9 protein-coding genes are annotated in these 13,002 nt (G+C 63.6%); 1 reads left to right on the top strand and 8 read right to left on the bottom strand.

All coding sequences use genetic code 11. The annotated features are described in order from the left end of the window. Positions 1-131: 131 nt before the first annotated feature. Genes ACODSP_RS17955 through ACODSP_RS17940 form a run of 4 tightly spaced genes read right to left on the bottom strand, consistent with a single transcriptional unit; the run spans position 132 to position 5,104 of the window. On the bottom strand, positions 132-1,802 hold the full coding sequence (locus ACODSP_RS17955) for a hypothetical protein (protein ID WP_488966926.1): 1,671 nt from the start codon (positions 1,800-1,802) through the stop codon (positions 132-134). Between the two features lie 50 nt (positions 1,803-1,852). Continuing rightward, the gene (locus ACODSP_RS17950; RefSeq protein WP_488966925.1) at positions 1,853-3,724 is read right to left on the bottom strand and encodes a WD40 repeat domain-containing protein; all 1,872 of its coding nucleotides are present in this window, start codon (positions 3,722-3,724) and stop codon (positions 1,853-1,855) included. Between the two features lie 10 nt (positions 3,725-3,734). Next, positions 3,735-4,502 carry a hypothetical protein gene (locus tag ACODSP_RS17945; protein ID WP_488966924.1) on the bottom strand — a complete coding sequence of 256 codons (768 nt, stop codon included), beginning with the start codon at positions 4,500-4,502 and terminating at the stop codon, positions 3,735-3,737. After that, the gene (locus tag ACODSP_RS17940; RefSeq protein WP_488966923.1) at positions 4,499-5,104 is read right to left on the bottom strand and encodes a RibD family protein; all 606 of its coding nucleotides are present in this window, start codon (positions 5,102-5,104) and stop codon (positions 4,499-4,501) included. The genes ACODSP_RS17945 and ACODSP_RS17940 overlap by 4 nt, the downstream gene beginning before the upstream one ends. Positions 5,105-5,224: 120 nt before the next feature. Here ACODSP_RS17940 and ribA point away from each other — a divergent pair, with 120 nt between their 5' ends. Then, the gene (ribA, locus tag ACODSP_RS17935) at positions 5,225-5,854 is read left to right on the top strand and encodes a GTP cyclohydrolase II (RefSeq protein ID WP_488966922.1); all 630 of its coding nucleotides are present in this window, start codon (positions 5,225-5,227) and stop codon (positions 5,852-5,854) included. Positions 5,855-6,083: 229 nt separating this feature from the next. On the opposite strand, the gene ACODSP_RS17930 is transcribed toward ribA, so the two are convergent. The 4 genes from ACODSP_RS17930 to ACODSP_RS17915 all read right to left on the bottom strand — a co-directional run bounded on the left by ACODSP_RS17930 (position 6,084) and on the right by ACODSP_RS17915 (position 12,901). Continuing rightward, the gene (locus tag ACODSP_RS17930; RefSeq protein ID WP_488966921.1) at positions 6,084-7,250 is read right to left on the bottom strand and encodes an alginate lyase family protein; all 1,167 of its coding nucleotides are present in this window, start codon (positions 7,248-7,250) and stop codon (positions 6,084-6,086) included. Between the two features lie 9 nt (positions 7,251-7,259). Then, positions 7,260-8,909, bottom strand: a complete 1,650-nt coding sequence (locus ACODSP_RS17925; protein ID WP_488966920.1) for a hypothetical protein — start codon at positions 8,907-8,909, stop codon at positions 7,260-7,262. Positions 8,910-9,070: 161 nt separating this feature from the next. Continuing rightward, positions 9,071-11,689, bottom strand: coding sequence for a TonB-dependent receptor (locus ACODSP_RS17920; RefSeq protein ID WP_488966919.1), 2,619 nt, complete (start codon positions 11,687-11,689; stop codon positions 9,071-9,073). A 297-nt stretch (positions 11,690-11,986) separates the two neighbouring features. Further along, entirely contained in the window at positions 11,987-12,901 is a 915-nt protein-coding gene (locus ACODSP_RS17915; protein WP_488966918.1) for a DUF4861 family protein, read from the bottom strand. Positions 12,902-13,002: the final 101 nt, after the last annotated feature.

Raw genomic sequence — 13,002 nt, 5'->3', positions numbered from 1 at the left:
CCCCCCCCCCCCCCCCCCCGCGGCGGCGGTCGCCGCCGCAGCTGTGTCCGGTCAACCGAAAACAGCTCTAAAAGAAACCCCGCCACGGGTCGCACCGTGGCGGGGACAAGTCTTCAGGGAAGGTCGGAAGATCAGTTGAAGACGTGGCTGATCGTGGCGCCCGGCGAGGTGCTGTGGCAGGTAAAGCAGTTCTGCGCCGTCGGGTTCTGGGTGGTGGACTGTTCAAAGGTCTCCATGGTCGTATTGGCCAGATAGAGGGACCCGAACAGCTGCGTATTGAACAGGAACGGAATGACCCCGTTGCTCCAGATGCTGCCGATCTGGGTATAGCTCGCCAGGACCGGCCCGTTGGTGCCGGTGGTCAGCAATTGCCCATCCACCGACAGGTCAAGGGACAGCAGGTTGGTATTGTTGGTAATGACGCTGTTCGCCACCGCCGCCGCCGAGGGCTGCTGATTGCCCCACGGGTTCAGGCGCACGACATTGGTGGGCACCAGGCCGGGGGCCACCGAATTGATGGTACCGTCATTATTGGCGGAAGAAGCCGTCTGCGCGATGGATGTCGGCGCGCTGGTCAGCTTGCCATTGTAAAGCAGGGTGGGAACCGCCCCGATAAACGGCACCTGCTTCACACAACTGGTGCCGCCGTTGGTGCAGGTCTGGCTGGTCGTGTTGTAGGTATTGTCATAATAGAAATAGCTGTTGTCGGGGGCGTTGAACTTGCTCTCGAACGTGGCCCAGACCATCTCCGGGTGCCCCGCTACCGAACCGACGACATGCATGCCGATCAGCGCCAGGGTGCGCGTCGCCATGGTCGTTCCGTCCCAGGTCAGGACAAGATTGCCGCTGCCATCCGTGGAACTGGTGAAGGCCGGCACATCGGCCGTCCCCTGGATCAGGAACGGCAATGCCGCCTTGGGCACATAGGCGGCGTCAACCCAGGATGTCTTCACCTCCACCGCCAGTTGATTGATATCGGTGAAGGTGGCGCTGGATGCGGTCTGGATCTGCTGCGCCTGTGGCAGGGTGACCGGCATGTTGCCGACATTGGGGTTGGTGGTGTCGTTGAAATAGGCAACATTGCCATTATTGACGCGCAGCCCGTTGAAAACGTCATTCACGGCGATGCCGTAATAGACGACGGGATAGGTGGCGGGACCGCTGCTGCCGCTCAGATAGACGGGATTGCCGTTCACGACCAGCACACCGCCATCGGCCTGACCGGTTTCATCCACGGTCTGGCCCGATGTCGTCGCTGCGGCGCCGGTGCCTGTGACCTTGGCGATGACGGTACGGTTGACGACAAGGCGTGACTTTGCCCGCTCCGCCGCCGCCGCACCAATCGGCTTGTTGACGCGCACGCTGAGCTTCAGCGGGATCTTGGGCAGGGCGCCGGCCTTGAGATTGGTGGTCGAGGGCGTGGCCGGGTTCTGCACATAATTGAAACCGTCCGCCGTCTTGATGACATTGTAGAAGCTGGGCGAATAAAGGTTCAGCGTGCCGGACGCGTTCGGGCTCATCAGCCAGAGGAACATCTGCGCGCCCCACTGGTAGAAGGAACAGTCGGGGTTGGCGCTGTTGACGGTGAAGGTGGCACTGTTGGGCGCAACAAAAGACGCGGGGTTCCCCGCCGTCGGCGTGCCGGCCAACCAGCTTTGGAAGGTGGATGGGGACACAGCGCACATCGGCGTGGGAGCAAGCGTCGGCGGCTTCTGCTGGGCCTGTGCCTGACCCGCCATCAGCAGGGCGGCACCCGCCACGCCAGCGATACCGAGACGATGGAGAACTTTGTTCTTGAACATGCAAACCTCCTTGATGAAGCAGCAGATCGGTGGATGAAGGCAGGCCGCCATCAGGCGGCCCGGTCGGACCAGCCGGGCAGTTTGTCCAGGCGCTGGGTCATGACGCGGTAGGTGGAGAGGATGGCGAGGTCAGGTACCGACAGCAGATGCACGGCCCCGTCATAGGAGGAGACGGCCACCCCGCCGGCACAGCGGGTGATGGAACTGAGGCCATTGGCCGCCACGGTGCGGCGTTGCACCCTGCCCGTCGCGACATCGATCTTCAGGACAGCGCCCCAGTAATCACCGACCAGGACCGTCTGTTCATCCCAGAAGCACAGCGATTTCGGTGACCGCCGTCCCATATCGACCGCCTGGATCAGGCGGCCATCGCTGGCGCTGTAGACATGCAGCGTGAAATCGCGCGACGCGCTGGCGATCAGAGTGCCGGAGGGCGAGAAATCGACATCATCGACAATGGCGGTATGGCCGGGGAATTCACGGACCCGCTCCCCCTCCAGCGTCCAGGTCAGCAGGCCGCCATCGGCACTGCCGCTGACGCCCAGCGGCAGGGTCGGGTGCAGACGCAGCGCCTTCACGGCACCATCATGCAGGGGATAGGTTTGCTGCTCCCCCGTTTCCGCCTGATAACGGACGATGGCACCGCTGTAGCAGGCGGCGAAGATCGCGCCTTCATGGCCGGCATGGTGGGCGAAGCGAAGGCAATTGATGGGACCCTGGCCCAACGCCACCGACGCCGTCGGCACCAAGCCGTCCCCCAGCGCATCGAACAGATGCAGGCGGTGGTCATGGGCACCGGTCGCGACACGGCCCGTGGCGGGATCACGCGTCACGGCATTCATCAGCACCCGGCCAGATGCGGGTTCGGTCAGGGCGGTCAGTTCGGCAATGCCGTCGCGCAGATGGACCAGACGCACCACACCATCATCGGCAACCAGGGCCGTCATCCCGTCCGGTGCGCCAGAGGCCTCGTTGAAGCAGGCATTGCCACGCTCCCCGCCGTCGCCCACCTCCCCCAGCAGGGCGCCGGTGGCGGCGTCCCAGGACAGCAGGGTGCCGTCAAACGTGCCGGCCAGCAGGCGCGCGCCATCAGGCGTCCAGCAGAAGGAGCGTTCCCATTTGGCCGCCTGCGGAGCCAGTTCCACCTTCAGGCTGAAATCGCCGCTGTCCCAGATGCGGATTTTCTGGTCATAGGCACAGGACAGGATGTCGCCCGTGACGGGCGATACCGCCACCTTCTTGATGCCCGAGCTATGGGCCGGGATTTCCGCGAGGCTGTCACCGGTCCGGCTGTCAAACACACGGATAACCCCGTCATCACAGCCCAGAATGGCCCGGTGATGGGCAGTATCGACGGCACAGGTATCCGTCTCCGTCTCAAACGGGCCCCAGCAATGGCGGGCCTCCCCCGTGGCAAGGTCCCATTGCCGCAGGGTCATGTCATCACCGGCGGAATAGATCAGCCCATCCCGGACCGTGACCGACAGCACATCCTTGTCATGCCCCTCGATCACGCGGCGGATGGCACCGGTTTCCAGGTTCCAGACGATGATGCGGCGGTCGCGGGAGGCCGACACGCCCGTTACCGCATCGACAAAGGCGAAACATTCCACATCATCGGAATGACCACGCAGCAGCAGGCCGGGCCGGCGGTCATCCAGGTCCCACAGCTGGATGTCATAGTCGGAGGAGGAGGAGGCCGCCCGCCGCCCGTCGGCATCAACCGTCACATGGTTCACCAGATGCCGGTGATAGCCCAGCAGCGACACCGCCCCCGTTGCCAGATCGAACAGGCCGACCGCCCCGTCATAAGCACCCGTCACCGCCAGATCGGTGCCGGGAATGGCGGCAACGGACGTCACCGGACCCCGATGCCGGGTGAACAGGGCCGTGCTGGCAGGAGAATGGCGGATGTCGGGCATCGTCGGGTCCTCAAGATGCAAGGGGTTGCCGGACAAGATCGGGAAGGTCGGGCCGCATCAGGTCGTCCGCCAGCGGGGTGCCGCGCAGCGCCTGGGCCAGTTCGTCGAAATTCAGGATGTTGGTGCGCAGGTCAGCGGGTGCGCGCTTGCGACAGATGGCCGGCAGGGTGCCGTGCGGCGCCACACCCAGCCGGGCTGGGATACGGGCCAGTTCCTGCGGCGCCGCCAGCGCCTCATAATCGGTTTCAAGCCATTCCTGACCGCTGGCCCGCATCGCCGTTTCGATGCGGGCGTAATAGGTGGCGTTCAGTTCGGCATGGCGCATCAGGGCGTCGGGCGGGATGCGGACCGACGGGGCGGGCGACAGCACCTGCCCGGCATAGCTTTCCCAGGCGCCGGTGAAGCGGGCAATCTCCTCCGACACGAAGGTCCGCACGCGGTTCTGCCGGCGCAGCAGGATCTTCACGACCGATGGGTCATCCAGCAGCAGCCGTTCCGCCAGGGCGCATTCGCCCCGGTTCATCTTGAACCCGACTGCGCACACACCGCCACCGGCACCCCAGATACGGGACAGGAAACCGGCGGGGTCAGCATCGCGCGCCGCCATGTCCCCCAGGATGGGGATCAGATCAGCCCGGTCACGGGCCAGATGCACGCCACCGGGATTGAACAAGCCATGATGGCACAGGATATCGGGATGCCCGTTCAGCAGACCGCACAGCAGATTGCTGCCGGTGCGCGGGGCCGCGAAGATGACGAAGCGGACGGGCGGCGTCATTGCATCACCGTCCCAGGGGGCATCCCCGCCTCTACAAGGAAGCCTTCACCGAAGGGCCGCACCGCGCGGAAGGCCGGCAGCGGGGACAGGCTGGCCCGTGCGGCACGTTCCGCCGAACGGGCATCATCAGCGCGGATGTAAAGGGTCAGATAGTCGAACAGCCCCTGCTGCAGAAAGGACCGCAACAGGGTCGGCCCCCCTTCCACCAGCATGCTGCGGATACCATGGCCGGCCAGGGCAGCCAGCGGATGGTCCAGCCCGTGCGTCGGTGCAGTCAGCACCGTATCGGCATTATCCAGGGCCGCCTGACCAACGGCAAAGACCGGGGTTCCGGGCAGGGCCGGCATACAGACCTGCGAACCGGAGAAGATGACCCGCACAGGCTGCCGGGCAGGTTCGCGACCCAGCCGTTCCGGCCTTGCGGTCAGGCGCGGGCGATCCAGGTTCCAGGTCCGCGCGCCCACGGCAATGGCGTCGTAATCCTCCCGCAACTGATGCACACGCCGCCAATCGACCGCGCACGAAACCTCCGCCCCCGCCAGAAGGGCAGATGGTTCGGTTGCAACATCAATTGCGAAGTTAAGGTGTACGAAGGGGCGCATCCCGTCTCCTTTTGGAAAAGGTACGGTCGATATACGTGTCTGGGTAGTTACAAAGCGTTTTACGCGCAACCATAATGGGTGTAAAGCAATATTACATTTGGTTCAGATGGGGATCAGTTCATGTCTGAAAAGGAAGCCGGATCATCAATGGTCACCCGCCTGTCAGACGCGACGATCCCCACCCCGGACGGCACCTTCCGGATGATCCTGTTCCGGGAAGAGACGACGGGCCGCGAACATGTGGCCATGGTGCTGGGGGCGGTGGGTACCGGCACGCCGCTGATCCGTATCCATTCGGAATGCATGACGGGCGATGTGTTCGGCTCTCTGCGCTGCGACTGTGGCGAGCAGCTGGCCGCCGCGCGTACCCGCATCGGGGAGGAAGGGGCCGGCATCATCCTGTATCTGCGCCAGGAAGGGCGCGGCATCGGTCTTGCCAACAAGCTGCGGGCCTATCAGTTGCAAGATCAGGGGTTTGATACGGTGGAAGCCAACCACGAGCTGGGCTTTGCCGCCGACCTGCGGCAGTTCGGGGTGGCGGCGGCCATGTTGGACGCGCTGGGCGTGGGGTCCGTGCGCCTGATGACCAACAATCCGCGCAAGCAGGACGCGCTGGAGAAGGCGGGCATCCGCATCACCGAACGCGTGCCTGTGCGCGTTCCCGTCCTGCCGGAAAACCGGCGCTATTTGCAGACGAAAGCCCTGAAGCTGGGCCACCGCATCGACTGGCTGCCGGAACTGGATGCGTGATGTTCAGGGGAAGTTGCGGTTTCGGGGATGATTGCTATCTCGTTGAAACCTTTAACTGCCTCCCCGGCGAAGGCCTGGGTCCAGGGGTCAAAGGCATTTACTTCTCCACCTGCCTCGCTATCCGCTGGACTAGCGTCGGGCGCGTGGCCCCTGGGCCCCGGCCTTCGCCGGGGAGGCAGATATTTTTCGAGCTGCCGGTAGCCTCAAACCCTTGGGAGCTTAACATAGCTCAGGCATCAACCCACAATAACGGCTGCCGCAGCGGGTAATTGCGGATCAGTTCGGCGTCGGTGGGATCGGGGTTGAGGCGCTGCCACAGGGCCAGATAATCCTGCCGCCCCAGGGCAAGAAAGCCGAACAGCAAAGCCGGCTGCCGCAGGGGCCAGCCGTCCCAGGCCTCCACATCCGGCGGCTTCGGCCAGCCCGATTTATCGGCGATGAAGGGGGCCATGTAGGACAGGGCATCGGCGATGGAACCACCGCCCGGCCCCTTGTACCGCCACAGGCCGCCATCCGGTCCCGACAGGATATGGGCACAGGCCGCCAGCGCATCCAGATTGAACAGGCAATAGGCAAAGGGCTTTGTCCGGGCCAGTTCCAGCGGTTGCGACCCGCCCGGCGCAATCTGCCCCACGATCAGGGTCTTGATCCGGTCCAGCGCCTGCGCCCGTGCGGCAGCCCGTCCCGTCAGACGGGCAAATTCTGCGACCTGCAGGGCCCAGCAGGTGCCGTGATTATTCTTCTGATCCCGCTCCTCGATCCCGTTGGGCGATGTGGTCATCCAGGTCAGATAGGCATCGAACCAAGAGATGATGGGATCATAGGCACCGCCATCGGGCCAGAGACGGCGCAGGACCGCGACGGCACGCGCCACCTCCACCAGATGCAGCGTATCGATGACGCCGATACCCCGGCCCGTATTGATGCCGATCACCGCCTGGGCATGGTTCAGATGCGGTGCCATGCGCGTCGCCGGGTCCACGAACCAGAGGCGCAGATGGCGCTCGGCGGCCACGGCATAACGGATGTCGCCCGTCAGGGCGAAGGCCGCCACCAGGGCCGGCACAATCCGGCTGAACCGGATCAGCGCATCACGGTGCGCCGTGAACTTGTCCGGGTTGGAGAAACCGTCGCGGCGGATATAGGGGCCGCCGGTATTGGCCGGGTCCGGCCACCAGTAGTCCCCCTCCGAATAGTAATCATGGGGGCCGCCGGGGCTGCGCGGGGCGGGAAAGGCGGTGAGGGTGAGCGGGGGTTCATCCCGGAACCCGTCTGCCGCGCGCAGCACACGGGCCCGTTCGAGGGTCCGCAGGTCGGGACCGCCAGCGTTTGCCGCCGCCCAGGCAGGCAGCGAGCAGAGCAGGCCCAGGCCTGTGCAGAAATCCCGCCGCCGCATCACCCTACCCTATCGCCGCTTGGCCAACTGGTAATCATAGAGCGAGGGGGCCGCCGCCACCGGCTGGCCCGTACCCTCCATATAGGGTGGGGGATTGTAGCGGACCTGGATAGTGCGGTTGGCATGCAGGCCCACCACCCGCTCCCCCGGTCCTTCCAGACCGCTGAGGATGGTGACAGTGGCGTCGGCGGGTACGCTGTCGGGCATCACCAGTTTGGCGTTCCAGACGGTGTTGTACAGGCCATGGCCCGGCTTCCAGTAGGACGCACCACCGCCGACCCAAAGCCGGTACTGCCACTCGCCCTTCTTCTGCAGAGGCTCGATCCACATGCTGATCTGGTCGAACAGGTTCTGATGGTTCGATCCGCTATGCTGATCAATCGCCGCATCGCACTTCACCTCAGCACGCAGGAAGACGGCGCGGGTGGAGCGGGTATTGACCGACAGCGGGTGGATCACGGGGTTTTCCACCACCAGATCCTTGACCAGCACATTATGCGCGGCCCCGACATGGACGGAGTAATGGGCGCGGCGGTCGCCGCTGGTCACGATGTCTTCAATGGTCAGGCTGGCGGCATTGTCGGTCAGGATGCCGCTGTCGGACTTGTCGATGGTCAGGTTGCGGATCCAGCCATCGAAGACACCGGTCATGTAGATGCCGTTATAGCCCTGTTCCAGATGATGGCCGAAGGACGGGCTTTCCGGGAATTGCAGGCGCAGATTCTGAATGCCGACATTGGTCAGATGCTGCCACGCGCTGAGGACCGCCGGCTGATCGGCGCGCACATCATGCAGCAGCGGATCGCCCAGGGTCACGCGCTTGCCCTTGATGGCCACGATCTTCGTCGATTGCGCCACCACGGCCCGGTCGGGCGAGGTCCAATGGTGGGACCCGATGGGCAGGTCGGTATCGCCATAGAGCGATTTCAGGATGGCGCTGTCCTTGCCCGCCGTCGCGAACCATTCCACCCGCAGCACATCCCCCACCTTCAGGCGCGAAATGTCGTCCACGGTCAGGGTGCGGTCAAACTGCTCGCCCGCCACGCCCCTGGCCAAGGTCGGGTCGCGCTTGTCAAAGGCGGGATCGTAGGAGGCGGGGCGGGTACGGTCCGGCCCCACAAAGATCATGCCGCCGGCCCAGCTATATTCGGAGAACAGGTAGTTGATATTGTGCTCCGGCTGCACCTCGTACTTCTTTTCCCGAACCAGATATTGCCGCAACTCGGCAAAATCCTGGCTGTCATCGACCAGCTTCAGGGGGCGGGGGAAGTACAGCTCGCTGCCATCCGGCCCATCGCCGGCCCCATCCAGAACGATATCGGACCGGGTGATGCGCAGCACCTCCGTGATCTGCGTGCGGCCCTTGGGAAAGCGCAAGGTGACCTTGCCCTGAACGGCATTGGCGGCGGCCAGGGCCTTCAAGGTGGATTTGGTATCGTCCAGCCCATCATCGGGGATCACCCCGTAATCGGTGACATTGACGATGGTGCCGGGATCGGTGGGGATGGCGCCCAGCCCGAATCCATAGCCGGCATAGGAGAAATCAGGCAGAGGATTGGCCGCCCGCACCGCCTTGTCCGACAAGATTTTCGGCAGATCGGCGGCAGAAGCCGTCAGGGCGGTGGTGGACAGCGCGAGGGCCAGCCAGAGGCGCGTCATGTCGGGGTTCCCTGTTTGTGATCATGGCGCGGTTGCCCGCAGTGTGAACGGGGTCACGATCGTAGCGCGGATTAGCGAAGCGTAATCCGCGGGCCGGAAGGCAGTCGGGGTTCCGCGGATTACGCTCCGCTAATCCGCGCTACGACAAGCACCCATCACCCTCAGAACTTGGCCCGCACACCGGCCGAGAAGCGGCGTTCGGAGATGGCGTAGCTGTTCAGCGCGGTTTCATCGAAATTGCTGTATTCCGACGTGGCCGACTTCTTGGGCAGCAGGTTCTGGGCATTGAACGATACCGACACCTGTTCGGTGATGTCGTAGCCGACCTGGGCGTCCAGCTGTGAGCGGGCGCCGATGAAGCTGGGCCGGCCTTCGGAGAATTCGAACACCGCCTCGTCCCGGTAATTATAGGCGACGCGGGCCGAGAACGGCCCTTTCTCATACAGGCCGATCAGGTTGTAGCTGTTCTTCGACACCGCGACGAGCGGGAAGCCGGCATTATCCTCGCTGTCGGAATAGGTATAGTTGGCGATCAGGCCCAGCCCATCAAACGGTTCGGGCAGGAAGTCGAAGAACTGCTGAATGCCGACCTCGAAGCCCTTGATCTTGGCGCTGGCCAGGTTTTCCGGGCGGGAGAAGGTCAATTCGCGGCCCTGCGGGTCCAGGTTGGTATCCGTGCCCGTGGTCACGAAGCTGGCGATGAAATCATCGACATCCTTGTAGAACAGGGCGCCGGAGATCAGCGAGCTTTTGCCATGGTAATATTCGAAGCTGATATCGCCCTGGGTGGAGACGGGCGGCTTCAGATCGGCATTGCCGCCGGTGACCGACAGGTTGGTGGCGTTGAAGAAGGTGGACGGTGCCAGATCGGCGATGGAAGCGCGCTGCATCGTCTGTGAGGCGCCCAGGCGAACCAGGAAATCGTCGGTGACGTTGAAGGCGATATTCGCCGAGGGCAGGATGTTCGTATACTCGTTCTTGTCGGTGACCAGCGTGCTGGTCGTGCCGATATTGAGGAACGTATCCACCGCCAGGCGGGTGCGCGCCACGCGCACGCCGGCATTGGCCCGGAACGGGATATCCCCGATCTCCCCCTTGCCTGCCACCATCAGGTACCCGGCCAGCGTCTTCTCGCTGAACGTATAGTCACGCTGATTATTGGGCAGCAGGGTGGAACGGTCGCTGCTGTTGGGGTTCGGCTGTGCGGCCTGCGCGCGGGTGAAGACATAATCGAAGGTGGGGGCCGTCGACAGGAAGCTGCGCGGGAAATTGCCCGGAATATCGGGCAGGAAGTTCTTGGCGTCGATCAGCCTCAGATAGGGTTCCAGCTCTGTGCGCGTCGGCGTCACCTGGCTGCGATAGGCATTGGAGCGGGCACCCAGGTCGGTGTAGCGGGCACCGCCGGAGAAGGTGATGCCGCCGTCGGTTTCGTAGCTGACATCCAGCTTGCCCGTCCATTCATCCAGCACACCCAGCAGCCGGTTCGACCGCACGCCATTGGTGGCGGGGTTGTAGGAGGCATAGTTGGTGGGGTTGAAGGTGCCGCCCAGCGCCAGGGACGGGACGGTCACATCGCGGAAATCGAAGGTGCCGGGGACGGCGGCGGTGGCCTGCAGGGTGATGATCTGAATGGTCTGATCGATGGTGCCCTTGCTGTAATAGCCATCGGCCTCCACCTTCAACCCATCATTCTCATACTTGCCGTTCAGGCCATAGAGGAAGCTTTCCGTCGGTTCATTGCGGATCTGGCCCGCCGTGGTGACGGTGCCGTTGGCGGTGCCGGCCACCACCATGTTGTTTTCCGTCACGCGGTTGGTGACCGGGTTATTGGCGGTGGGCAGACGGAAGCTGAAGAAATCCTGATGCCGGCCCGTCACCAGCTTTGAATAGAGCATGTCGGCGGTGAAGGTCAGTTCGGGCGTCGCCTCAAACTGGATGGCGCCGTTCACGCCGGTGCGCGACCGGTCGACCACGAAGTTTTCATACTGCATCAGCACGGGCGTCTGATTGACCCCGGCATTGGTGCCCGTATAGGTGCGGTTCAGGAAATTGTTGCGCTCGAACGCCTGGGTGGTCGAGGTGCGCTTCTGATACTCGGCCGCCAGCATCACGCCGATGCGGCCATCCGCGAACTTGGTGGTGCCGAAGCCGGTGAAGGCCGGCTCCACCTTGTCCGTGACCTGGGAATAGACACCCTGGGCCTGGAAGGAGAAGGTGGGCTTCTTGAAACTCAAGGGCTTGGGCGTCGTCAGGTTGACGGTGCCGCCCAGCCCGCCTTCGGCCTGTGCGGCCAGCGGGGATTTATAGACGGCCAGCTTGCCAAACAGGCTGGACGGGACGGCATCCAGGCCCGACGAACGGCCCAGCTGGTCATTTTCCGGCGGGGACAGGCGGGCGGACCAGCCAAGAAGCGTGCGGCCATCAACCTCCACCCGTACCTGCTGCAAACCGCGCACGGAGACGGACTGGCCTTCGCCGAAAACGCGGGTGATCTGCACACCGGTCACGCGCTGCAACGCCTCGGCCACGTTGACGTCGGGCAGCTTGCCCACGTCGCTGGCGGTAATCACGTCCATCACCTGCGGCGCGTCCCGCTTGATATCGGCGGCCTGTTCCAGGGAGGCGCGAAGGCCGGTGACGATAATCTCTTCCAGCACCGCCGGGTCAGCGGCGGTGTTGTTGGCGGCGGCGTTTTGCGCCAGCGCCGGTGACAGCGACAGGGCGGCAAAGGAAACGCCGCCAGCCAACGCGCATGCACCACGAACAGCCCAACTGGCCATGATCTTGTCCCTCCCATGTTGCGCGGCACCGTTCCGCTTCGGCGTGAAGCGGTGCCGTCTTTTCTTTGCTGATGGGTCCCCAGGGGGCCTTCTGGCCATTTCCCCTATTGCTTTACCTCGGTCCTGGGGAACCGATGGGGGCATGATGCGGCGGGTGATCCGGCCTGTCAACAAATTCGTATGACAACTTTGGCATGACCAGCGACCTGTTACCGATAGGCAACGCATGGGTTTGGCCAGACGGGCCTGACACGCCGAAAACTATTGGTCATATAAATATTGATATTAAGGCGCCGGTTACCGGTCCGACGCCGTGAAATCCACCTTTTCTGCCGCCGCATGCCGGTCCCAGGCGGCGCGGTCGGTGAAGCCGCCCTGCCCCTTGCTCCAGGCCGAACCGGAATAATAGACGAAGGGTTTGCCGGGGGTGACGCGCAACAGGACCAGATGATTATCGGCATCCTGGCGCACCTCCACGATCATCGTGGGATCAACGCGCAGCGCCACGGCCATGCGGCCATGGTCGGGATTGTCCGGTCCCCACCAGGAGATCAGGCCATTTGCCTTGTCCACCGTCAGGTCACCCCCCTGCCCCGTCACCTTCTTGCCGATACCGATCCCGACGATCAGCGGGTCGGGTCGGTCGGATGACAGGGTGGAGACCATGCGCGTGAAATGCGTGCCCAGGGCCAAGGTGAAACGCCGCGTCTCCCAGACCTTGCGGTCGACATCCACGGGCCAGGGGGCATAATCCACCTCAAACTCCGCAACGTCCGGACCGTTTTTCAGGATGCGGTGGCTGCGGTAGTTGCGCGAAATCCACAGCTTGTTGTCATGCCAGATGCCCAGACCGCCGGCCCCGCGCCCCTGCCCGACATTGTAGAAATCCATGCCTTCGCCCAGGTCATTATGATAGTCGCGGGTGCGAAGTTGCCGGTCCATGTAAGGCCAGACCACTTTCTTGCCCCAACTGTCGATGCCCGACCCCGATGGCGGTTCCGCCGCTTCCAGCGCATGGCCATAGATGCGGTGGGCGGTCTTGTCATTTTCCCACATCAGATCATCATAGCGATAATCGGCCAGGGTGACGGCAGCACGCGGGGAACGGTCGGTCGGTGGCGGCAGGGTGGCTTTATCCTGCGCAAAGGCGGTGCCGGTGGTCAGGGTGGAAAGCAGCAGGACCGCGAGCGCGGCGCGTCGGTTCCAATACATACGACAACCTCCCATTATCCGGCATCAGACCGGTCGACCATTGTTTCGGTCGGTGTTAGATTAGAAATAATCGGTGGAGAGTGATATGACAAGTAGGGTTG

The sequence above is a fragment of the Niveispirillum sp. FG156 genome (assembly GCF_057809555.1).
The sequence above is the reverse complement of the archived record's forward strand: the minus strand, read 5'-3'. Positions and strand labels throughout refer to the sequence as shown.

Bases quoted from the DNA above. Each gene is read 5' to 3' on its own strand.
- ACODSP_RS17955 (WP_488966926.1), bottom strand. From the start codon at position 1,802: ATGTTCAAGAACAAAGTTCTCCATCGTCTCGGTATCGCTGGCGTGGCG.
- ACODSP_RS17950 (WP_488966925.1), bottom strand. From the start codon at position 3,724: ATGCCCGACATCCGCCATTCTCCTGCCAGCACGGCCCTGTTCACCCGG.
- ACODSP_RS17945 (WP_488966924.1), bottom strand. From the start codon at position 4,502: ATGACGCCGCCCGTCCGCTTCGTCATCTTCGCGGCCCCGCGCACCGGC.
- ACODSP_RS17940 (WP_488966923.1), bottom strand. From the start codon at position 5,104: ATGCGCCCCTTCGTACACCTTAACTTCGCAATTGATGTTGCAACCGAA.
- ribA (WP_488966922.1), top strand. From the start codon at position 5,225: ATGTCTGAAAAGGAAGCCGGATCATCAATGGTCACCCGCCTGTCAGAC.
- ACODSP_RS17930 (WP_488966921.1), bottom strand. From the start codon at position 7,250: ATGCGGCGGCGGGATTTCTGCACAGGCCTGGGCCTGCTCTGCTCGCTG.
- ACODSP_RS17925 (WP_488966920.1), bottom strand. From the start codon at position 8,909: ATGACGCGCCTCTGGCTGGCCCTCGCGCTGTCCACCACCGCCCTGACG.
- ACODSP_RS17920 (WP_488966919.1), bottom strand. From the start codon at position 11,689: ATGGCCAGTTGGGCTGTTCGTGGTGCATGCGCGTTGGCTGGCGGCGTT.
- ACODSP_RS17915 (WP_488966918.1), bottom strand. From the start codon at position 12,901: ATGTATTGGAACCGACGCGCCGCGCTCGCGGTCCTGCTGCTTTCCACC.